Below are 21243 nucleotides of genomic sequence, written 5' to 3'. Positions count from 1 at the left end.
CCCCTTTTCCCGTGTGCTTAACGCTGAAGCGTCAGGCCGCGTCAGCCGAGCTCGCTCACGAGCTCCGGCACCAGCGAGAACAGATCGCCGACGAGGCCGTAGTCGGCCACGCTGAAGATCGGCGCTTCCGGATCCTTGTTGATCGCGACGATCACCTTCGAATCCTTCATGCCGGCCAGATGCTGGATCGCACCCGAGATGCCGACCGCGATGTACAGCTGCGGGGCGACGATCTTGCCGGTCTGGCCGACCTGGTAGTCGTTCGGCACGTAGCCGGCGTCGACTGCCGCGCGCGATGCGCCCAGTGCCGCCGACAGCTTGTCGGCCAGCGGTTCCAGCACCTTCGTGTAGTTCTCGCCGCTGCCCAGACCGCGGCCGCCCGACACGATGATGCTCGCCGACGTCAGCTCCGGACGGTCCAGCTTCGTCACTTCACGGCTCACGAACTGCGACTTGCCGGCATCCGCCGCCGCTTCGATCTTCTCGACCGCTGCGCTGCCGCCTTCCGCTGCCACCGGATCGAAACCCGTCGCACGCACCGTGATGACCTTGATCGGGTCGCTCGACTGCACCGTCGCGATCGCGTTGCCCGCGTAGATCGGGCGCTCGAACGTGTCGGCACTGTCGACCGCCGTGATGTCCGAGATCTGCGCGACGTCCAGCTTCGCGGCGATACGCGGCGCGATGTTCTTGCCGTACGCGGTGGCCGGCGCGAGGATGTGCGAGTAGTCCTTCGCGATGTTCAGCGCGGTTGCCTCGACGTTTTCCGCCAGGCCCGCGGCCAGTTGCGGCGCGTCGGCCAGCAGCACCTTGGACACGCCTGCGATCTTTGCTGCCGCGTCAGCCGCTGCTTGTGCATTGTGGCCCGCGACCAGCACGTGGATGTCACCGCCGATCTTCGCTGCCGCCGCCACCGTGTTCAGCGTCGCGGCCTTGATCGACGCGTTGTCGTGTTCTGCAATCACCAGAATCGTCATTTCTTTCCGCTCCCTCTTACAGCACCTTGGCTTCGGTCTTCAGCTTCTCGACCAGCGTCTTCACGTCCGGCACCTTCACGCCGGCCGCGCGCTTCGGCGGCTCGACCACCTTCAGCGTCTTCAGACGCGGCGCGACGTCCACACCGAGGTCTTCCGGCTTCACGGTTTCCAGCGGCTTCTTCTTCGCCTTCATGATGTTCGGCAGCGTCACGTAACGCGGCTCGTTCAGGCGCAGGTCGGTCGTCACGACCGCCGGCAGCGTCAGCGACAGCGTTTCCGCGCCGCCGTCGACTTCGCGTGCGACGGTTGCCTTGCCGTCCGCGATCGTGACCTTCGACGCGAACGTCGCTTGCGGCAGGCCGGCCAGCGCGGCCAGCATCTGGCCCGTCTGGTTCGAATCGTCGTCGATCGCCTGCTTGCCGAGGATCACCAGCTGCGGCTGCTCCTTGTCGACCAGCGCCTTCAGGATCTTCGCGACGGCCAGCGGCTCGACGCTGTCGTTCGATTCGACGAGGATCGCGCGATCCGCGCCGATCGCCAGCGCCGTGCGCAGCGTTTCCTGCGCTTGCGTCACGCCCACCGACACCGCGATCACTTCGGTCGCGACGCCCGCTTCCTTCAGGCGCACGGCTTCTTCAACGGCGATTTCGTCGAACGGGTTCATCGACATCTTCACGTTCGCGATGTCGACGCCCGTGTTGTCCGACTTCACGCGGACCTTCACGTTGTAATCGACCACTCTTTTCACTGGCACCAGGATTTTCATGCACACGCTCCAAAGTTACGAATACGACCAGAGGCCATTCTATAGCGAGGCCTCATGACTGCGCGGCCAAGCGGACCCATCCATCGTGGCTGTCGAGGATACCGCTTCTTGGCGACGCGCCAATGATAGCGAACGGTCGTTCTATTTTAAAAGAGAAAAAACCCGGACGCAAAGCCCGGGTTTTCGATCATCGACTCTAATCCCGCCGGGCGTCCGTCCTCTGCCCGTCACCAGGCGGCGATGACCGCCCCGCCGAACTTGCCCTCGATGAATTGCTTCACGTCGGCCGAATGATAGGCCGCGATCAGTTTCGCGACCCACGGCTTGTTCCGGTCCGCGTCGCGAATCGCGAGAATGTTTGCGTAAGGGCCGTTCGGGCCCTCGATCGCGATCGCATCCTGATTCGGTTTCAACCCCGCTTCCATCGCGTAGTTGGTGTTGATCGCGGCCGCGTCGACGTCGCCGAGCGAGCGCGGAATCTGCGCCGCATCGAGCTCGACGATCTTCAGCTTGCGCGGATTGTCGACGATGTCGAGCGGCGTCGCCTTCAGCCCCGCATCCGCACGCAGCTTCAGCAGCCCCTGCTTCTGCAGCAACAGCAGCGCGCGGCCGCCGTTGGTCGGGTCGTTCGGCACCGCGACGCGCGCGCCCGGCTTCAGTTCGGCCAGCGATTTCACGCGCTTCGAATAGATGCCCATCGGAAACGTCACGGTATCCGCGACCTTGATCAGCTTGTAGCCGCGATCCTTCACCTGCGCCTGCAGATACGGATCGTGCTGGTAGCTGTTCGCGTCGAGGTCGCCCGACGCGAGCGCGGCGTTCGGCTGCACGTAATCGGAGAATTCGACGATACGGATATCGAGGCCGCTCTTCGCCGCGACCTTCTTCACCACTTCCATGATCTGCGCGTGCGGTCCGCCCGTCACGCCCACCTTGATGGTTTCGGCCTGCGCGTGCGCGCCCGCGAACAGTGCGGCCGCACCCAGTGCCGCCGCGAACTTCAGCATGAAACGTCGTTGCATCGTGTCCCCCTTACGGACCGGTTTGATCTTATTTGTGGCTCAGCCGGCGCACGAGCCAGTCGCCGAACGACTGGACGATCTGCACGAACACGATCAGGATCGCGACGACCGTCCACATCACTTCCGGCAGATAGCGCTGGTACCCGTAGCGGATCCCGAGATCGCCGAGCCCGCCGCCGCCGATGGCACCCGCCATCGCCGAGTAACCGACCAGCGACACGAACGTGATCGTCAGACCCGCGACGACGCCCGGCAGCGATTCGGGCAACAGCACCTTGAAGACGATCTGCGACGTGGTCGCGCCCATCGATTGCGCGGCCTCGATCAGCCCGCGGTCGACTTCGCGCAACGCCGTCTCGACGAGACGCGCGATGAACGGCGCGGCCGCGAGCGTCAGCGGCACGACCGCCGCGGCCGTGCCGATCGACGAACCCGTGACGAGACGCGTGAACGGAATCACCGCGACCAGCAGGATGATGAACGGCGTCGAGCGGACGGCATTCACGATGCCGCCGAGCACGCGGTTCACCGCGAGGTTCTGCAGCACGCCCTGGCGATCGGTCAGGTAGAGCAGCACGCCGAGCGGCAGGCCGACGAGCGCGCCGACCGCTCCGGAGATGCCGACCATGATCAGCGTCTCCCAGAACGACTGCACGAACATATCGAACATCTCACTCAACATACGAAAGCTCCTCTACCACCACACCTTGCTCGCGCAGGAACGCGAGCGCCTGCCCGACCTTGCCCGGCTCGCCGCCCGCGAGCACCGCGAGCGAACCGAATGCCTGCCCCTGGATCTCGTCGATCTGGCCGTGCAGGATGTTGAAATCGAGTTCGTACCGGCGGATCGTCTCCGACAGGATCGGCTGGTCGACCCCCGAGCCCGTGAACGCGAGCCGCAGCAGGTGCCCGCTGCCCGTCTTCAGCCGCTCGGCCACGCGTGCCTTCAGCGCGGGCGGGAGTTCCTGCGCGATCACGTCGCCGATCAGCGCGCGCGTCACCTCATGATGCGGCTGCAGGAACACGTCGATCACGCGGCCCTCCTCGACCACGCGCCCGGCATCGAGCACCGCGACGCGATCGCATACCTGCTTGATCACTTCCATCTGGTGCGTGATCAGCACGATCGTCAGGCCGAGCTCGCGGTTGATGCGCTTCAGCAGATCGAGGATCGAACGCGTGGTTTCGGGATCGAGCGCGGACGTCGCTTCGTCCGACAGCAGCACCTTCGGCTGGCTCGCGAGCGCGCGGGCAATGCCGACGCGCTGCTTCTGCCCGCCGCTGATCTGCGACGGGTAGCGGTCCTTCTGCGCGGACAGCCCGACGAGGTCGAGCAGCGGCAGCACGGCGGCCTCGATCTCGGCACGGCTCGCACCGGCCAGCTCGAGCGGCAGCGCGACGTTGTCGAACACCGTGCGCGACGACAGCAGGTTGAAGTGCTGGAAGATCATGCCGATCTCGCGGCGCGCCTCGCGCAGCGCGCCCGCCGGCAGCAGCATGAGATCGCGCCCGCCGACGACGACGCTGCCTTCGGTCGGCCGCGTGAGCAGGTTGATGGTGCGCACGAGCGTGCTCTTGCCGGCGCCGCTTCGGCCGATGATGCCGAACACCTCGCCCTGCGGGATCGTCAGGTTGACGTTGCGCAACGCCTCGACCCAGCCGCTCGGCCCGGGGAAACGCTGGGAAAGATTGCGTAATTCGATCATGTAAACAAAACGGCGGCCGGCCGGCGAGTTGGCCCGCCAGTCGGCCGCCGATGCATCTGGAATAGCCGGCGATTTTACCGCAAACCCCTCATTCCACTTAATAATCGATTTGGATCTTTTCATAACTACACGAAATTAGAGGGGCGCCGCTGGCCCGCCGCGCGAAGGCCGCGACTATGATCCGGAACACCTATGCCAACCAACAGGGGACACGCCAGATGACCGCTACCACCACGCCGGCTGCCGCGCCCGCGTCGCCACCCGCACCGACAATGGGCCGGCTGCGTACCGCGGACGGGCTCGAACTGGCGTCGTACCGCTGGCCGGCCGGCGACGGCACGGTACCGCCGCGCGCGACGATCGCGCTCGTGCACGGCCTCGCCGAACACGCGGGTCGCTACGCCGCGCTCGCCGGCCGGCTGAACGCGGCCGGCATCGACGTGCACGCGATCGATCTGCGCGGGCACGGCCAGTCGCCCGGCCAGCGCGCGTGGGTCGACCGTTTCGACGGATACCTGAACGATGCGGATGCGCTGGTCGCCGAAGCCGCCCGCGGCAATGCGCCGCTGTTCCTGATGGGACACAGCATGGGCGGCGCGGTCGCGGCGCTCTACGCGATCGAGCGTGCGCCGGCCCGCGGCCATGTGCTGACGGGCCTCGTGCTGTCGAGCCCGGCGCTCGCGCCGGGGCGCGACGTGCCGCGCTGGATGCTCGCGGTGAGCCGCGTCATCAGTCGCGTCTGGCCGACCTTCCCGGCGATCAGGATCGATGCGGCGCTGCTGTCGCGCGACCCGGCCGTCGTCGCGGCCAATCGCGCCGATCCGCTCGTACATCACGGCGCGGTGCCCGCGCGCACCGGCGCGGAGATTCTCGACGCGATGGCGCGTATCGAAAGCGGCCGCGGCGCGCTGCGCTTGCCGGTACTCGTCTATCACGGCACCGAGGACAAGCTGACCGAACCCGACGGCAGCCGCGCCTTCGGCGCACGCGTCGGCTCGCCCGATCGTACGCTGACGCTATACGAAGGCGGTTTCCACGAAACGATGAACGATCTCGATCGCGACCGCGTGATCGACGCGCTGATCGCGTGGATTCACGCGCGCGTGCCGGCACGCTGAGCGCGCCCGCACGTCCTGCCCGTCAGGCGTCGGGTCAGATGCCGGCCAGCACGCGCAGGTGCGCGACGACGCTGCGCCCGAGCGCGGACAGGTTGTAGCCGCCTTCGAGGCAACTCACGATGCGGCCCTGCGCATGCCGGCGCGCCACGTCGACGATCTGCGCGGTCAGCCATTCGAAATCGGCCTCGACGAGGCCGAGGCTGCCGATGTCGTCCTCGCGGTGCGCGTCGAAGCCGGCCGACACGAACAGCATCTGCGGCTTGAATGCGTCGAGGCGCGGCAGCCAGAACATGTCGACGGCTTCGCGGATCGCCATGCCGTTGCTGCGCGCGGGCATCGGCAGGTTGACCATGTTCGGCGCCTGGTGATCGACGCCGGAGAACGGATACAGCGGATGCTGAAAGAAGCTGCACATCAGCACGCGCTCGTCGTTCGCGAACGCCGCCTCGGTGCCGTTACCGTGGTGCACGTCGAAATCGACGATCGCGACGCGCTCGAGACCGTGTACGTCGAGCGCATGCCGCGCGGCGATCGCGACGTTGTTGAAGAAGCAGAAGCCCATCGCACGGGCGGGCTCCGCGTGGTGGCCGGGCGGGCGCACGCCGCAGAACGCATTCGCATAGCGGCCTTCGATCACCGCGTCGGTCGCCGCGATCGCGGCGCCGGCCGCGCGCAGCGCCGCGCGCCACGTGTCGCGATTCATCAGCGTATCGGGATCGATCTCGACGTAGCCGTCGACCGGCGTCATGCTCCGGATGTAATCGATGTGCGCCTGCGTATGCACACGACCCAGCGCGACCTCGCTCGCGAACGGCGCGGTTTCGTGCACGATCAGATCGTCGATGCGGCTCGCGATCAGTTGATCCTGGATCGCCGACAGGCGGGCCGGGCACTCCGGATGCCATTCCCCCATCTCGTGCAGCATGCAGTCGGGGTGCGTATAGAAAGCGGTTGCCATAAGCTGTCATCCACGACGCTCGGTGCGCCGCAGGTCTCCATCAATGATGTCCATCGTCTGCCGCGAATTCGCCGCTAACTTACCACAACGGGGGCCCGCCACGCCCCGGCGCGCCGGATCCGTCGGGTATACTGCGCCGAACACAATCGCCCTGTCCGCCCGCTTCGACATGAATTCCAGCAAGCCTGCCGCCCTCCTCTCCGCGCTGTCCCGTGTCCGCGTCCCGCTCGTCGCCGCCGCTGTCGTCGCGGCCCTCGGCACCGCGCCTGCCGGCGCGCAGACGCAGCCGGCGAAGCCCGCCGGCAAGCTCGTCGCCCAGGCCCAGCCGCAGCAGCCGTTGCCGCAAGGCCAGACCTTCGAGGAGGAAATTGTTCCGCAGCGTTATGCGAACAACGCCAAGGTCGACGCCTTCATCGACGAGATGGTGAGCCGCAACGGCTTCGACTCCGCGAGCCTGCATGCGCTGTTCTCGCGCATCAGCTACTCGGCGACGGCCGTCAAGCTCGTGAAGCCGGCCCCGTCGCCGACGGTCAAGAACTGGCGCGTCTATCGCTCGCGCTTCATCGAGCCGATCCGCATCAACGCGGGCGTGAAGTTCTGGAAGGCGAACCAGGCAACGCTGCAGCGCGCGTCCGAGCAGTTCGGCGTGCCGCCCGAGGTGATCGTCGGCATCATCGGCGTCGAGACGATCTATGGCCGCTACATGGGCAATTTCCGCGTGCTCGACGCGCTGACGACGCTCACGTTCGATTATCCGGACACGCCGAATCGCGACAGCCGCCAGGCAACGTTCCGCAAGAACCTCGAGGACTTCCTGGTCTGGACCCGCGACAACCAGCTCGACCCGACCACCGTGCTCGGCTCGTACACGGGCGCGATCGGGATCCCGCAGTTCCTGCCGAGCAGCATCCGCGAGTATGCGGTCGACTTCGACGGCACGGGCCACGTCGATCTGCGCAGCAGTCCTGTCGATGCGATCGGCAGCGTCGCGAACTACCTGAAGCAGCACGGCTGGGAAACCGACCGGCCGGTGGTCTGGCAGATCACGCCCGATACGGGCAGCCTGGGCATTGCGCAGGCCGCCGCCGACGGCCAGCCCGAGCCGCACTGGGCGCTGTCGCAACTGACGCGCGCGGGCATGACGCTGAACGAGCCGACGGTCAACATCACGACCGAAGCCGGCACGCCGGTGACCGTGGTCGACCTGCCGTCGCCGGGGCGCGCGACCGAGTACATGCTCGGGCTCAAGAATTTCTACGTGCTGACGCGCTACAACCGCAGCTTCTTCTACGCGCTCACCGTGTACCAGCTCGGCGAAGCCGTGAAGGCGCAGATGGAAGCGAGCGGCGCGCTGAAGCCGGCCGCCGCCGACGACGACGCGCAGTCGCAGTAAGATCTGCCCGCCCAAAGAAAAAGCGCCGCACGAGCGGCGCTTTTTACATGGCTGGCGCGCGGCGCACGCCAACCCGTGTTCAGGCGGGAAACACGCCCGTGGACAGATAGCGGTCGCCACGATCGCAGACGATGAACACGATCGTCGCGTTCTCGACCTGACGCGCGATGCGCATCGCGACTTCGCACGCGCCGCCCGACGAAATGCCCGCGAAGATGCCTTCGACCGCCGCCAGCCGGCGCGTCATCGTTTCCGACGCGGCCTGGCTCACGCTCTCGACACGGTCGACGCGGCTGCGATCGAAGATCGTCGGCAGGTACGCTTCCGGCCACTTGCGGATGCCCGGAATGCGCGAACCGTCTTCCGGCTGCGCGCCGATGATCTCGATCGCCGGGTTCTGTTCCTTCAGATAGCGCGACGTGCCCATGATCGTGCCCGTCGTGCCCATGGCCGACACGAAGTGCGTGATGCGCCCTTCGGTATCGCGCCAGATCTCCGGCCCCGTCGCTTCGTAGTGCGCAACGGGATTGTCGGGGTTCGCGAACTGGTCGAGGATCACGCCCTTGCCTTCGCGCTGCATCTCGTCCGCGAGATCGCGCGCCAGCTCCATCCCGCCCTTCACCGGTGTCAGGATGATTTCGGCACCGTAGGCGGCCATGCTCTGGCGGCGCTCGACCGACAGGTCCTCCGGCATGATCAGCACCATCTTGTAGCCGCGGATCGCGGCGGCCATCGCGAGCGCGATACCCGTGTTGCCGCTGGTCGCCTCGATCAGCGTATCGCCCGGCTTGATGCGCCCGCGTGCCTCGGCCTTGCTGATCATCGACAGCGCCGGGCGATCCTTCACGGAACCGGCCGGGTTGTTGCCCTCGAGCTTCGCGAGCACCACGTTGTTGCGCGCGCGAATCTCGTCGTCCGGCAAGCGGACCAGTTGCACGAGCGGCGTATTGCCGATCGTGTCTTCGATAGTTTTGTAAGCCATGGATATACCGTCAGTGCGAGGCCGATCAATCGATCGATTGTAAACCAGCACCGCCGCTCGCGCCGGCAACCCCCATTACGACGATGGAATACGCATGCCGCGCGACACGTGATCGCCCCCCGTATCGCACGCGCTCCCCCACGCAAAAAACCCGCGGCATGCCGCGGGAAGCCGTCATGACGACGGCGGCTGAAGGAGCTCGTTGTCGGTCGCGCGCGATGCGTTACTTCTGTGCGGTGCGGGCGGGCGCGGCGGCAGGCTTGCCCGCCGCAGGCTTGCCCGCGGCGGGCGGCGCCGCGGCCGCGCCGGCTGCGCCCGCCGCGCCGATCGTCAGCCCTTCCTGCTGAAGCCGCTCGACGATATGCCCGCCCATGCCTTTCACGCGCGCGGTGAGATCTTCCGCATTCCTGAACGGACCGCGCGTGCCGCGTTCATCGACGATCGCCTTCGCCCGCGCCGGACCGATGCCCTTGATGCCGACGAGCGCATCCTCGCTCGCGGTATTGACATCGACGGCCGCCCAGGCCGACGCGACTGCGCCGAGCATGACCGCTGCGGCAAACCATTTCCTGATCATGTGCTGGATCTCCGAAGAAAAACGGCCGGCGGCTGCCGACCGTGAGACCCAGTCTAGCGACGCAACGCCTGCGTTTAAACCTGGCCGGATAGCCAACGGACGTAGCGGTCGACGCCTTCCTGCACGGTCAGGAACGGCGCGTCGTAGCCGGCTGCGCGCAGTTTCGTCTGGTCGGCCTGCGTGAAGCACTGGTACTTGCCGCGCAGCGCATCGGGGAACGGCACGTATTCGATCAGTCCCTGCTCGACCTGCTGCGCGAGCGTCAGCGGCGGCTGGTTGTCGAGCGCGCGCAGCGTGTTCACGACCGTCGACGCGATATCGTTGAACGGCTGCGCCCGGCCCGTGCCGAGGTTGAAGATGCCCGACTTCTCCGGGTGGTCGAAGAAGAACAGGTTCACCTTCGTCACGTCCTCGACCGACACGAAGTCACGCGTCTGCTCGCCCGGCGCATAACCGTTGTACTCGCCGAACAGCTTCACCTTGCCTTCAGCGCGGAACTGGTTGAAGTTGTGGAACGCGACCGACGCCATGCGCCCCTTGTGCGTCTCGCGCGGGCCGTACACGTTGAAATAACGAAAGCCCGCGATCTGGCTCTTCGCGCTCGGCAGCACGCGGCGGATCACCTGGTCGAACAGGAACTTCGAATAGCCGTACACGTTCAGCGGCGCCTCGACGTCGCGCTCCTCGACGAAACGCGTCGAGCCGCCGTAGATCGCGGCCGACGACGCGTACAGGAACTGCGTGCCGTGCGCGAGACAGGTATCGAGCACCGCGCGGCTGTAGCGGAAGTTGTTGTCCATCATGTAGCGGCCGTCGGTTTCCATCGTGTCCGAACAGGCGCCTTCGTGGAACACCGCGCGCACCTTGCCGAAATCGCCGCGCGCGAAGCGCTCGACGAATTCCGTCTTGTCGAGATAGTCGTCGATCTCGCAATCGACGAGATTGCGGAACTTGTCCGCGCGCGTCAGGTTGTCGACCGCGATGATGCGCGATTCGCCGCGCTCGTTGAGCGCCTTGACGATGTTCGCGCCGATGAAACCGGCCGCGCCGGTGACGATGAGGGTCATGATCGTCCTGCCTGAAAAGTGCGAGCCACTCGTGCGACGCGCTCGTCGCGCCGCCGAATGCGCTCAGTGAAACAGTTCGTCGTAGTCCACCGTGGCCGTGCCGAGCTTGCCCACCACGATGCCTGCCGCGCGATTCGCGAGCACGACCGCGTCGACCAGCGGCACGCCGGCGCCGAGCATCGTCGCGACCGTCGCGATCACGGTGTCCCCCGCGCCCGACACGTCGAACACCTCGCGCGCGAGCGCCGGTGCGTGCAGTTCGCCGGTCGCGGAAAAAAGCGTCATCCCCTCTTCCGAGCGCGTGAGCAGCAGCGCATCGATGTCGAGCTCCGCGCGCAGGTTCGCGACGCGCGCGCGCAGGTCGTCTTCCGACTTCCACTGGCCGACCACTTCACGCAGCTCCGCGCGGTTCGGCGTGATCAGCGACGCGCCGCGATAGCGCGCCCAGTCGTCGCCCTTCGGGTCGACGAGGACGGCCTTGCCGGCCGCACGCGCCTTCTCGATCATCGTCGTGACGTGCGTCAGGCCGCCTTTCGCGTAATCCGACATCAGCACGACGTCGTGCTGCGGCAGCAGCGCGTCGAAGCGCGCGAGCCCCGCGAGCAGCACCTCGTGCGTCGGCATCGCCTCGAAGTCGACGCGCAGCAGTTGCTGCTGGCGCGCAAGCACGCGCAGCTTGATCGTGGTCGGCAGCGCCGGGTCGCGCTCGAGATGCGGCGTCACGCCGCTGCCGGCGAGCAGTTCGACGATCCGCTCGCCGGGCTCGTCGCACCCGACGACGCACAGCAATCCCGCCTGGCCGCCGAGCGTCACGGCATTGCGCGCGACGTTGGCCGCGCCACCGAGCCGCTCCTCCTGACGCTGCACGTGCACGACCGGCACCGGTGCTTCAGGCGAAATGCGATCGACGTTGCCGAACCAGTAACGGTCGAGCATCACGTCGCCGACGACGAGCACGCGCGAGCGCGCGAGCTGCGCGCGCGGCACCGATACGATTTCGTGAAGAGTATTCATCGTGGGGTCAGCCGCGGGAGGACGACTGCGGATCGACATACGGGCGGCCGATCGCATAGTAGTCGATGCCCAGCTCGGCCATCGCGTCCGGCTCGTACAGGTTGCGGCCGTCGAAGATGACCGGCGCCTTCAGTTCGGCCTTCAGGCGCGTGAAATCGGGGCTCCGGAATTCCTTCCATTCGGTCACGATCACGAGGGCATCCGCGCCCGTCACGGCGATATCCTGCGTGTCGACGAGATGCAGCCGCGCCAGCGCATCGGCATCGTGGCCGAAATCGAGCTCGAACACGCGCCGCGCTTCGTCGATCGCGACCGGATCGTACGCGCGCACGGTCGCACCGCGCTCGAGCAGCGCGGCGATCAGACGCCGGCTCGGCGCCTCGCGCATGTCGTCGGTGTTCGGCTTGAACGCGAGGCCCCACACCGCGAACTCGCGGCCCGTCAGGTCGGCGCCGAAGCGTTGCTCGATCTTGCCGATCAGCACGTCCTTCTGCGCATGGTTGGCGGCCTCGACGGCTTCCAGGATGCGCAGCGGCTGGCCGTTCTCGCCGGCGGTGCGAATCAGCGCCTGGACGTCCTTCGGGAAACACGAGCCGCCGTAGCCGACGCCGGCGTACAGGAAGTGATAGCCGATGCGCGGATCGGAGCCGATCCCGCGGCGCACGGCCTCGATGTCGGCACCGACCTTGTCGGCGAGATTCGACATCTCGTTCATGAACGAGATGCGCGTCGCGAGCATCGCGTTCGCCGCATACTTCGCGAATTCGGCCGAGCGCACGTCCATGTAGATCGTGCGCTCGTGGTTGCGGTTGAACGGCGCGTAGAGCTTCTTCATCTTCTCGCGCGCGATCGTGCCGGTCTCGTCGTCGTCGACGCCGATGATGATCCGGTCCGGACGCATGAAGTCCTCGACCGCGGCGCCTTCCTTGAGGAACTCCGGATTCGACACGACCGAGAAGCGATGCGCGACGCTGCCCGCGAGCCCGCGTGCGGCAAGCGCCTCGTCGACCACGCCGCGCACGCGCTGCGCGGTGCCGACCGGCACCGTCGACTTGTCGACGATCACCTTGAAGCCCGTCATGTAGCGGCCGATGTTGCGTGCGGCCTCGAGCACGTACTGCAGGTCGGCCGAGCCGTCCTCGTCGGGCGGCGTGCCGACCGCGATGAACTGGATCTCGCCGTGCGCGACGCTCGCCTCGATGTCGGTCGAGAAGCGCAGGCGCCCCGCCGCGCGGTTGCGCGCGATGATGTCCAGCAGCCCCGGTTCGTGAATCGGCATGCCGCCGTTGTTCAGGATGTCGATCTTGCGCGGATCGACGTCGAGACAGAAGACGTCGTGACCGATCTCCGCGAGACAGGCGCCCGTGACGAGGCCGACATAGCCGGTGCCGATGATGGTGATTTTCATAGATGTTCCGGTACTTCCCGGTAATTGACTAACTTGGCCGCCGGGGCCAGCCCGGCGGCAACCGCAGCGCGTTGGCTCCGCTTGCCGGGATCAGCCCGGCATCGCAGGTTCGACGCGGCGCGGCGCATAGGTTTCCCAGCCGCTGCATCCGGGGCACTGCCAGTAGAAAAGCCGTGCCCGGAAACCGCAATTCTGGCACGTATACCGTGGCAGATTTTTCGTGCGCTGCTTGATCAGCGCACGCATCATTTCAAGTTCCTTACGGCGCGGTTCGTCGGCCGCCGCGATCTGCGCATCGAGCAGGTGCAGCATCCCCGACAGGTTCGGCGACTTCTCCATCTGCAGGCGCGCCAGCGTGTGCGCCGCTTCCTGGCCGCGCAACCCGGCGATATGCTGGTACGCGATGTCGAGCAGGTCGTTCGACGGATAGCGGTCGACATACCCCATCAGCAGCTCGGCGCCTTCCCCGTTCTTGCCGAGCGCGACATACGCCTTCATCAGCTTGTCAGCGACGAGCGGCAGATACGCGGGGTTCTGCGCTTCGACACGCTTCCAGTGCCCGATCGCGGCGGCGTGGTCGCCTGCCGCCTCCGCCGCGTCGCCCGACAGGATCGTCGCACGCACGTTCTGCGGGTTCACGGTCAGCGCCAGGCGCAACTGTTCGGCTGCCGCGGCCGCATTCTTGCGCTGCAGCGCTTCCTGCGCGAGTTCGCAGTGGAACTGCGCAATTTCGACGCCGAGCGGTTTGTCGCTCATCGATTCGATGCGCCTCGCGGTATCGATCGACTTGTTCCAGTCCTTCTCGATCTCGTAGATCGTCAGCAGCGCCCGCTGCGCGCCGAGCGCATAGTCGCCGTCGGCGAGCTTGTGGAACGCCTCCTCGGCGCGATCGAGCAGCCCGGCCTTCAGGAAATCCTGGCCGAGCTCGTACAACGCGTGGTCACGCTCGTTGACCGGCAGGTCCGTGCGGCTCAGCAGGTTCTGGTGCACGCGGATCGCGCGGTCGGTCTCGCCGCGGCGGCGAAACAGGTTGCCGAGCGCGAAGTGCAGCTCGACCGTCTCGGGATCGAGCTTGGCGACCTCGATGAATGCGTCGATCGCCTTGTCGGGTTGTTCGTTCAACAGAAAATTCAGGCCGCGGAAATACGAGCGCGGCAGGTTGGCGCTCTCCGACAGGAGATTCTTCAGGTCATAGCGTGACGCCGCCCACCCGAGCGCGAACGCGACCGGAATCGCGAGCAACCACCAGAAATCCAGATCCATGCGAAATATCGAAGCAGAGACGAAAACCGCGCGATGATCGCGCGGCGTCCGTGTTAAATGACGGGCGGCATCGGCGGCTGATCGATGACGGCGGGCGTTTCACGCGCCGCGCGCAGATCGCGCTTCAGGCGCCCGTTCTCGAGACGCAGGCGGAAGATCGAAGGCAGCGCGGACAGCAGGCCCGCCAGCAGCCCCACGGCGAAGAACGCCAGGCCGATCAGGATCAGCGGCGCTTGCCATGCGTAGCCGGCAACGAAATTCAGCGTCGCGGTTTGCGTATTGGCCAGCGCGAGCACCAGCAGCAGGACGAACACCAATACCCGGATCAGCCAGACGATAAACTTCATGAAGCCCTCTCTTTGTTGAGGTTTGCTGCGGCGCGCGACTCCCCTTCGTCGCACCGAATCGACCCGTATTGTAAAGGAAGCGTTTCCGCGACTGCGCACATCCTGCGCCGGCCGTTGCATCGCTGCCGCCGGAAATGAAAAAAGCGCCCCAAGGGGCGCTTTTCTTTTCAGCCTTCGCCGGACGGGTTCCGGGCACACCAAACGACGTTCAACGCTCGTCGTCCGGATCGTCAGCCTTCAGCGGTTCACCGGCGCGGCCGTCGACGCGTTCGCGCAATTCCTTGCCAGGCTTGAAGTGCGGCACGAACTTCTCGGGCACCTGCACTTTCTCCCCCGACTTCGGGTTGCGTCCGACGCGCGCCGGGCGACGGTTGAGGCCGAAGCTGCCGAAACCCCGAATTTCGATGCGATGCCCTTTCGCCAGGGCATCGGACATCGCATCGAGCATCGTTTTCACCGCGAAATCCGCATCCTTGAGGACAAGTTGCGGAAATCGCAATGCCAGCTGCGCGACCAACTCGGATTTGGTCATACTTCAGCAGACCTCGTGAGGCTTACTGGTTCTGGCCGTCGAGCTTCGCCTTCAGCAGCGCGCCGAGGTTGGTCGTACCGGTCGCAGCAGCGCTCGTGTCCGACTGCAGGCCGCGGATCGCTTCCTGTTGCTCAGCCGAATCCTTTGCCTTGATCGACAGGTTGATGCCGCGCGACTTGCGATCGATGTTGATCACCATCGCGTTGACCTTGTCGCCTTCCTTCAGCACGTTGCGTGCATCTTCGACGCGATCCTGCGAGATTTCCGACGCACGCAGGTAGCCTTCGATGTCGCCCGTCAGCGTGATGACCGCACCCTTCGCATCGACCGTCTTCACGACGCCGTCGACGATCGAGCCCTTGTCGTTCATTGCAACGTAGTTGCTGAACGGGTCGCCTTCGAGTTGCTTGATGCCGAGCGAAATACGCTCCTTCTCGACGTCGATACCGAGCACGATGGCTTCGACTTCGTCGCCCTTCTTGTACTTGCGAACGGCTTCTTCGCCGGCTTCGCTCCACGACAGGTCCGACAGGTGGACCAGGCCGTCAATGCCGCCCGGCAGACCGATGAACACGCCGAAGTCGGTGATCGACTTGATTGCGCCCGTGATCTTGTCGCCCTTCTTGAAGTTGCGGCTGAAGTCATCCCACGGATTCGGCTTGCACTGCTTCATGCCGAGGCTGATACGACGACGGTCTTCGTCGATCTCGAGGACCATGACTTCGACTTCGTCGCCCAGCTGGACAACCTTCGACGGCGCAACGTTCTTGTTGGTCCAGTCCATTTCCGACACGTGGACGAGGCCTTCGATGCCCGATTCCACTTCGACGAATGCGCCGTAGTCGGTGATGTTCGTGACCTTGCCGAACAGGCGCGTGCCCGACGGGTAACGGCGCGAGATGCCTTCCCACGGATCGTCGCCCAGTTGCTTGATGCCCAGCGAGACGCGGTTCTTCTCTTGGTCGAACTTGAGGATCTTCGCGGTGACTTCCTGGCCAACCGACAGGACTTCGCTCGGGTGACGCACGCGACGCCATGCGATGTCGGTGATGTGCAGCAGGCCGTCGATGCCGCCGAGGTCCACGAACGCGCCGTAGTCGGTGATGTTCTTGACCACGCCGTTGACGATCGCGCCTTCCTTCAGCGTCTCGAGCAGCTTCGCGCGCTCTTCGCCTTGCGTTGCTTCGATCACGGCACGACGCGACAGCACGACGTTGTTACGCTTGCGATCGAGCTTGATCACGCGGAACTCGAGCGTCTTGCCTTCGTACGGGGTCGTGTCCTTGACCGGACGCGTGTCGACCAGCGAACCCGGCAGGAACGCGCGGATGCCGTTGACCATCACGGTCATGCCGCCCTTCACCTTGCCGGTGATCGTGCCGGTGACGAGTTCGTTGTTGTCGAGTGCCTTTTCCAGCGACAGCCACGATGCAAGGCGCTTTGCCTTGTCGCGCGACAGGATCGTGTCGCCGTAGCCGTTTTCGAGTGCGTCGATCGCGACGGACACGAAATCGCCCGACTGCACCTCAACCTCGCCCTGATCGTTCAGGAATTCCTCGATCGGAATGTAAGCCTCGGACTTCAGGCCTGCATTGACGACCACGAAGTTGTGGTCGACGCGCACGACTTCGGCGGAAATCACTTCGCCGGCGCGCATGTCTTGGCGGGTCAGCGACTCTTCGAACAGAGCCGCAAAGGATTCGGTATTCGGGGTGGAGGTTTGCAGGTCGGACATAAAAATCTGATTGTGCATGGATCGCTGTGCCACGCCGGCCGGAATGGCAGGCTGAAAGGGCCAGATCGATGACCACACGGGGTTAAGGGTTCGAAACACGCTCCGCGCTTGCGACGCGGAACACCTACCGCTGCCCGCCTTCTCAGGCGGGCTGGCCGAGCGCCCGGTACCACTGCAGCACTTGATCGACGGCTTCATCGACCGACAGCGCCGACGTATCGAGCAGCTTGGCATCTGCCGCAGGCTTCAGCGGCGCGGCCGCGCGATTGCTGTCGCGCGCGTCACGTTCACGAAGATCCCGGAGCAAGTCATCTATATTAGCAGAAAAACCTTTTTGCATCAATTGCTTATGCCGTCTGGTCGCGCGAGCCTCCGCGCTGGCCGTCAGGAACACCTTCAGCACGGCATCCGGGAAGATCACCGTCCCCATGTCGCGCCCGTCCGCGACGAGGCCCGGCGTCTTGCGGAACGCGCGCTGGCGCGCGACGAGCGCGGTGCGCACGGGCCCGTGCACGGCAATGGCCGACGCGCGGTTGCCGACCGCTTCGGCGCGGATGTCGTTCGACACGTCGACGCCGTCGAGCTGCGCACAGCCTTCACGAAAGGTGATGTGGAGATCGTCGATCAGCTTCACCAGCGCGTCGATGTCCTCCGCCGCGATGCCGTAGCGCACGCTCGCGAGCGCGGCGAGCCGGTACAGCGCGCCGCTGTCGAGCAGGTGGAAGCCAAGGTGCGCGGCGACGAGCGCGGCAACGGTGCCCTTGCCGGAGGCGGTCGGGCCGTCGATCGTGATGACGGGAGTCGGGTGAAAGGGTCGGGTCGATTTCATCGGTACAGTCGGGTCAGGCTTTGGCGAGCGCGGCGAAGCGGTCGAAATAGTCGGGGAACGTCTTGCCGACGCACTTCGGGTCGTTGATCCGCACCGGCACGCCGCCCAGGCTGACGAGCGAGAAGCACATCGCCATCCGGTGATCGTCGTACGTATCGATCGCCGCGTTCGGCGTGAGCTTTTCCGGCGGCGTGACGACGAGATAATCGGGGCCTTCCTCGACGATCGCGCCGACCTTGCGCAACTCGGTCGCCATCGCGGCGATGCGGTCGGTCTCCTTCACGCGCCAGCTCGCGATGTTGCGCAGCGTGCTCGTGCCGTTCGCGAACAGCGCCGCGACCGCGATGGTCATCGCCGCATCGGGAATCAGGTTGAAGTCCATGTCGATCGGTTCGAGCTTGCCGTGGTCGTGGCCGATGCCGCGCACGTCGATCCAGTCGTCGCCCATCGTCACGTTCGCGCCCATCTGCATCAGCGCGTTCGCGAAGCCGACGTCGCCCTGGATGCTCGCGCGCCCCACGCCCTCGACGCGCAGCGGGCCGCCGCCGAGCGCGCCGGCCGCGAGGAAGTACGATGCGGACGACGCGTCGCCCTCGACCATGATCCGCCCCGGCGAGCGGTAGCGGAGGCCGGCCGGCACGACGAAACGCTGCCAGCCGTCGCGCTCGACGGTCACGCCGAAGCGCTCCATCAGCCGGATCGTGATGTCGATGTACGGCTTCGAGATCAGCTCGCCGTCGACCTCGACGACGGTCCGGCCGTCCTTCGCCTTCACGAGCGGCAGCGTCATCAGGAGCGCCGTGAGGAACTGGCTCGACACGTCGCCGCGCACGCGGATCGGCGCATCGACCGAGATCGTCGCGGGCTTGATCCGCAACGGCGGGTAGCCTTCGTTCAGCTCGTAGTCGATCTGCGCGCCGATCTGGCGCAGGCCGTCGACGAGATCGCCGATCGGCCGCTCGTGCATGCGCGGCACGCCGTGCACGCGATAGTCGCCGCCATTCACCGCGAGCGCCGCGGTCAGCGGCCGCACGGCCGTGCCCGCGTTGCCGAGGAACAGGTCGGCCGTCTTCGCGGTGAAGGCGCCGCGCGTGCCCGTGACGACACAGGTGTCGCCGTCGCGCGCGAGCTTCACGCCGAGCTTGCCGAGCGCGTCGAGCATCACGCGCGTGTCGTCGGAGTCGAGCAGGTTGGTGATCGTCGTTTCGCCTTCGGCCAGCGCCGCAAGCAGCAGCACGCGGTTCGAGATGCTTTTCGAGCCGGGCAGGCGCACGGTGCCCGATGCGCTGGAGTACGGGCCGAGATCGAGATAGTCCATGGGAATCGTCCTGTTATTTCTTGACCGGTTCGGCAGCGGGCGCGCCGCCGCGCTCCTGCCATGCCTTGCGTGCGGCGCGCGAGCGCGTGAACACGGCTTCGAGCGCCGCGCCGTCGCCGGCGTCGATCGCCGCGCGCAGCCGCGCGAGCACACGCGTGTAGCCGTCGAGTTCGTCGAGCAGCGCCGCGCGGTTCGCGACGCAGACGTCGCGCCACATCTCCGGGCTCGACGCCGCGATGCGCGTGAAATCGCGGAAGCCGCCCGCCGCGTACGAGAATTTCAGTTCCGCGTCGGCCTCGCCGAGAATCTGCTCGACGAGCGCGAACGACAGCACGTGCGGCAGATGGCTGATCGACGCGAACACGCGATCGTGCTGCTCGGTGCTCATCGTGCGCACGTCGGCGCCGCTCGCGCGCCACATCGCGTCGATCCGCGCGACCGACTCGGGCGCGTTCTCCGGCAGCGGGCACAGCACGACGTTGCGGCCGACGTACAGGTCCGGCAACGCGGCCTCGACGCCGCTCGATTCGCGGCCGGCGATCGGATGCCCCGGCACGAACTGCGCGATCCGCGCGCCGAGCGCCGCGCGCGCGGCCGCGACGACGTCGGACTTGGTGCTGCCGGCATCGGTGACGATCGTCGCATCGTCGAGCCACGGCGCGATGCGCGCGAGCAACGGGCCCGTCTGGGCGACCGGTGCCGCCAGCAGCACGAGATCGGCGCCGGCGAGCGCGTCGCGCAACTGCGCATCGTCGTCGAGTGCCGCCGCGCGATCGATCACGCCGAGCGTCAGCGCGCGCTCGACCGAGCGACGCGAACGGCCCACGCCGACGACCTCGCCCGCACCGCCCGGCGCGCGCTCGCGCAACGCGCGCGCCAGCGAGCCGCCGATCAGGCCGACGCCGAAGATGACCAGTTTGTTGAATGCAAAGCCTGACACGAGAAGAGCCAAGTTACGCGCGCGGAACGACGCCCCGCACGCGGAATTCCAGATTCCGGGCCACGGGCCCGCACCCGGCGCAACCAGCGCCGGATGCCGCCCGAACCCGCCTTCGGCAGCGCCGAACGGCCTGCCCTGCCCGCCTGGCCGCCACGCCCGCGCGAGCAGGCGGCGCACCAGCGCGTCAGCGTGCGCGCGGATACGAACCGAGTATCTTCAGGAACGCGGCCTTCCGGCCGAGTTCCGCAAGCGCGGCCGCCACCGCCGCATCGTCGCGGTGCCCTTCGATGTCGATGTAGAAGTAGTACTCCCAGGTGCCGACGCGCGCCGGACGCGACTCGAAACGCGTCATCGACACGCCGTGCCGCGCGAGCGGCTCGAGCAGCTTGAACACGGCGCCCGGCTCGTTCTTCACCGACACGATCAGCGACGTCTGGTCGTGACCGCTTTGCCCGGCCGGCTGCTTGCCGATGATCACGAAACGCGTGCGGTTGTGCGGATCGTCCTGGATCAGCGAGAACGCGATCTGCAGGCCGTAGTGCGCGGCCGCGCGGTCGCCCGCGATCGCGGCGACGGTCGGATCGGCCGCCGCGAGGCGGGCGGCCTCGGCATTGCTCGCCACCGCCTGCCGCTCGAGCTGCGGCGCGTTCGCCGCGAGCCACTGCTGGCATTGCGCGAGCGCCTGCGCATGCGCGCAGACACGCTTCACGCCGTCGAGCGTGCCGCTTTGCGTCAGCAGGTTGTGGTGGATCGGCAGCGCCAGCTCGCCGCTGATCAGCAGTTGCGTCTGCAGCAGCAGGTCGAGCGTGCGCGATACGGCCCCTTCGGTCGAATTCTCGACCGGCGCGATGCCGAACGCGGACGCACCGGCCTCGACCGAGCGGAACACCTCGTCGATCGACGGGCACGGCAGCCCTTCGATCGACTGGCCGAAATACTCGAGCATCGCCTGTTCGCTGTACGTGCCGACCGGCCCGAGGAATGCGACGTGGATCGTCTGCTCGAGCGCGCGGCTCGCGGCCATGATCTCGCGCCAGATGGCGCTGATGTGCTCGCTCGCGAGCGGCCCCGCGCTCATGTCCTGCAGCCGTGCGATCACCTGCAGCTCGCGCTCCGGCCGGAACACCGGCGCGTTGAAATGCTTCTTGACCTCGCCCACCTCCAGCGCCACCGCGGCGCGCTGGTTCAGGAGCGCGATCAGCTGCGCGTCGATCGCGTCGATGCGATCGCGCAGCGGTTTCAGGCGGGAATTCAGTTCGTCGTCCATGCGTTTTGCCGTGCTGTTTGAGCA

21 protein-coding genes are annotated in these 21243 nt (G+C 66.5%); 2 read left to right on the top strand and 19 right to left on the bottom strand.

Features of this window, described 5'->3' with window-relative positions; translation table 11 throughout:
- Window positions 1-41: 41 nt before the first annotated feature.
- The 5 genes from AC1VVG_RS05405 to AC1VVG_RS05385 all read right to left on the bottom strand — a co-directional run bounded on the left by AC1VVG_RS05405 (window position 42) and on the right by AC1VVG_RS05385 (window position 4471).
- Complete coding sequence (locus tag AC1VVG_RS05405; RefSeq protein ID WP_049028302.1) at window positions 42-977, bottom strand: electron transfer flavoprotein subunit alpha/FixB family protein; 936 nt, start codon at window positions 975-977, stop codon at window positions 42-44.
- 16 nt (window positions 978-993) lie between these two features.
- Window positions 994-1743: an electron transfer flavoprotein subunit beta/FixA family protein gene (locus AC1VVG_RS05400; RefSeq protein ID WP_014897713.1), complete on the bottom strand. Its 750-nt coding sequence runs from the start codon at window positions 1741-1743 to the stop codon at window positions 994-996.
- Between the two features lie 227 nt (window positions 1744-1970).
- On the bottom strand, window positions 1971-2765 hold the full coding sequence (locus AC1VVG_RS05395) for a MetQ/NlpA family ABC transporter substrate-binding protein (protein ID WP_034187437.1): 795 nt from the start codon (window positions 2763-2765) through the stop codon (window positions 1971-1973).
- A gap of 28 nt (window positions 2766-2793) precedes the next feature.
- A complete protein-coding gene (locus tag AC1VVG_RS05390) occupies window positions 2794-3447 on the bottom strand; it encodes a methionine ABC transporter permease (protein ID WP_006486982.1) in 654 nt (217 codons plus the stop codon).
- Window positions 3437-4471, bottom strand: a complete 1035-nt coding sequence (locus AC1VVG_RS05385; protein ID WP_034187436.1) for a methionine ABC transporter ATP-binding protein — start codon at window positions 4469-4471, stop codon at window positions 3437-3439. The genes AC1VVG_RS05390 and AC1VVG_RS05385 overlap by 11 nt, the downstream gene beginning before the upstream one ends.
- 218 nt (window positions 4472-4689) lie before the next feature.
- Between AC1VVG_RS05385 and AC1VVG_RS05380 the strand changes: the two genes are divergently transcribed.
- The gene (locus AC1VVG_RS05380; protein WP_482835327.1) at window positions 4690-5589 is read left to right on the top strand and encodes a lysophospholipase; all 900 of its coding nucleotides are present in this window, start codon (window positions 4690-4692) and stop codon (window positions 5587-5589) included.
- A gap of 34 nt (window positions 5590-5623) precedes the next feature.
- Here AC1VVG_RS05380 and AC1VVG_RS05375 read toward each other — a convergent pair whose 3' ends face one another.
- On the bottom strand, window positions 5624-6547 hold the full coding sequence (locus AC1VVG_RS05375) for a histone deacetylase family protein (protein WP_034187434.1): 924 nt from the start codon (window positions 6545-6547) through the stop codon (window positions 5624-5626).
- A 43-nt stretch (window positions 6548-6590) separates the two neighbouring features.
- Between AC1VVG_RS05375 and mltB the strand changes: the two genes are divergently transcribed.
- Window positions 6591-7940 carry a lytic murein transglycosylase B gene (mltB, locus tag AC1VVG_RS05370; protein ID WP_080287788.1) on the top strand — a complete coding sequence of 450 codons (1350 nt, stop codon included), beginning with the start codon at window positions 6591-6593 and terminating at the stop codon, window positions 7938-7940.
- Window positions 7941-8019: 79 nt separating this feature from the next.
- Here the strand turns inward: mltB and cysM are convergent, their stop codons facing one another.
- The 13 genes from cysM to pheA all read right to left on the bottom strand — a co-directional run bounded on the left by cysM (window position 8020) and on the right by pheA (window position 21219).
- The gene (gene cysM / locus AC1VVG_RS05365) at window positions 8020-8922 is read right to left on the bottom strand and encodes a cysteine synthase CysM (RefSeq protein ID WP_034187432.1); all 903 of its coding nucleotides are present in this window, start codon (window positions 8920-8922) and stop codon (window positions 8020-8022) included.
- A gap of 223 nt (window positions 8923-9145) precedes the next feature.
- Window positions 9146-9499 carry a ComEA family DNA-binding protein gene (locus tag AC1VVG_RS05360; RefSeq protein WP_482835326.1) on the bottom strand — a complete coding sequence of 118 codons (354 nt, stop codon included), beginning with the start codon at window positions 9497-9499 and terminating at the stop codon, window positions 9146-9148.
- Window positions 9500-9573: 74 nt separating this feature from the next.
- Window positions 9574-10566: an ADP-glyceromanno-heptose 6-epimerase gene (rfaD, locus tag AC1VVG_RS05355; protein WP_034187430.1), complete on the bottom strand. Its 993-nt coding sequence runs from the start codon at window positions 10564-10566 to the stop codon at window positions 9574-9576.
- Between the two features lie 63 nt (window positions 10567-10629).
- Window positions 10630-11580: a D-glycero-beta-D-manno-heptose-7-phosphate kinase gene (gene rfaE1 / locus AC1VVG_RS05350; RefSeq protein WP_051700958.1), complete on the bottom strand. Its 951-nt coding sequence runs from the start codon at window positions 11578-11580 to the stop codon at window positions 10630-10632.
- A gap of 7 nt (window positions 11581-11587) precedes the next feature.
- On the bottom strand, window positions 11588-12988 hold the full coding sequence (locus AC1VVG_RS05345; protein WP_034187429.1) for a UDP-glucose dehydrogenase family protein: 1401 nt from the start codon (window positions 12986-12988) through the stop codon (window positions 11588-11590).
- Window positions 12989-13078: 90 nt separating this feature from the next.
- Window positions 13079-14251 (bottom strand): lipopolysaccharide assembly protein LapB, encoded by a 1173-nt coding sequence (gene lapB / locus AC1VVG_RS05340; RefSeq protein WP_482835325.1) that lies wholly within the window; start codon window positions 14249-14251, stop codon window positions 13079-13081.
- A gap of 53 nt (window positions 14252-14304) precedes the next feature.
- On the bottom strand, window positions 14305-14598 hold the full coding sequence (locus AC1VVG_RS05335) for a lipopolysaccharide assembly protein LapA domain-containing protein (protein ID WP_012328123.1): 294 nt from the start codon (window positions 14596-14598) through the stop codon (window positions 14305-14307).
- Window positions 14599-14806: 208 nt separating this feature from the next.
- Window positions 14807-15130, bottom strand: coding sequence for an integration host factor subunit beta (locus tag AC1VVG_RS05330; RefSeq protein ID WP_034187427.1), 324 nt, complete (start codon window positions 15128-15130; stop codon window positions 14807-14809).
- Between the two features lie 22 nt (window positions 15131-15152).
- Complete coding sequence (gene rpsA / locus AC1VVG_RS05325; protein ID WP_034187468.1) at window positions 15153-16865, bottom strand: 30S ribosomal protein S1; 1713 nt, start codon at window positions 16863-16865, stop codon at window positions 15153-15155.
- A 142-nt stretch (window positions 16866-17007) separates the two neighbouring features.
- The gene (cmk, locus tag AC1VVG_RS05320; protein ID WP_006476573.1) at window positions 17008-17694 is read right to left on the bottom strand and encodes a (d)CMP kinase; all 687 of its coding nucleotides are present in this window, start codon (window positions 17692-17694) and stop codon (window positions 17008-17010) included.
- 13 nt (window positions 17695-17707) lie between these two features.
- Window positions 17708-19012: a 3-phosphoshikimate 1-carboxyvinyltransferase gene (gene aroA / locus AC1VVG_RS05315; RefSeq protein WP_034187426.1), complete on the bottom strand. Its 1305-nt coding sequence runs from the start codon at window positions 19010-19012 to the stop codon at window positions 17708-17710.
- A 13-nt stretch (window positions 19013-19025) separates the two neighbouring features.
- Entirely contained in the window at window positions 19026-19952 is a 927-nt protein-coding gene (locus AC1VVG_RS05310) for a prephenate dehydrogenase/arogenate dehydrogenase family protein (protein WP_034187467.1), read from the bottom strand.
- A 184-nt stretch (window positions 19953-20136) separates the two neighbouring features.
- On the bottom strand, window positions 20137-21219 hold the full coding sequence (gene pheA, locus AC1VVG_RS05305; protein WP_034187425.1) for a prephenate dehydratase: 1083 nt from the start codon (window positions 21217-21219) through the stop codon (window positions 20137-20139).
- Window positions 21220-21243 lie beyond the last annotated feature (24 nt).

This window comes from Burkholderia sp. L-4 (genome assembly GCF_056856535.1).
This window is presented reverse-complemented; position numbering and strand designations above follow the sequence as displayed.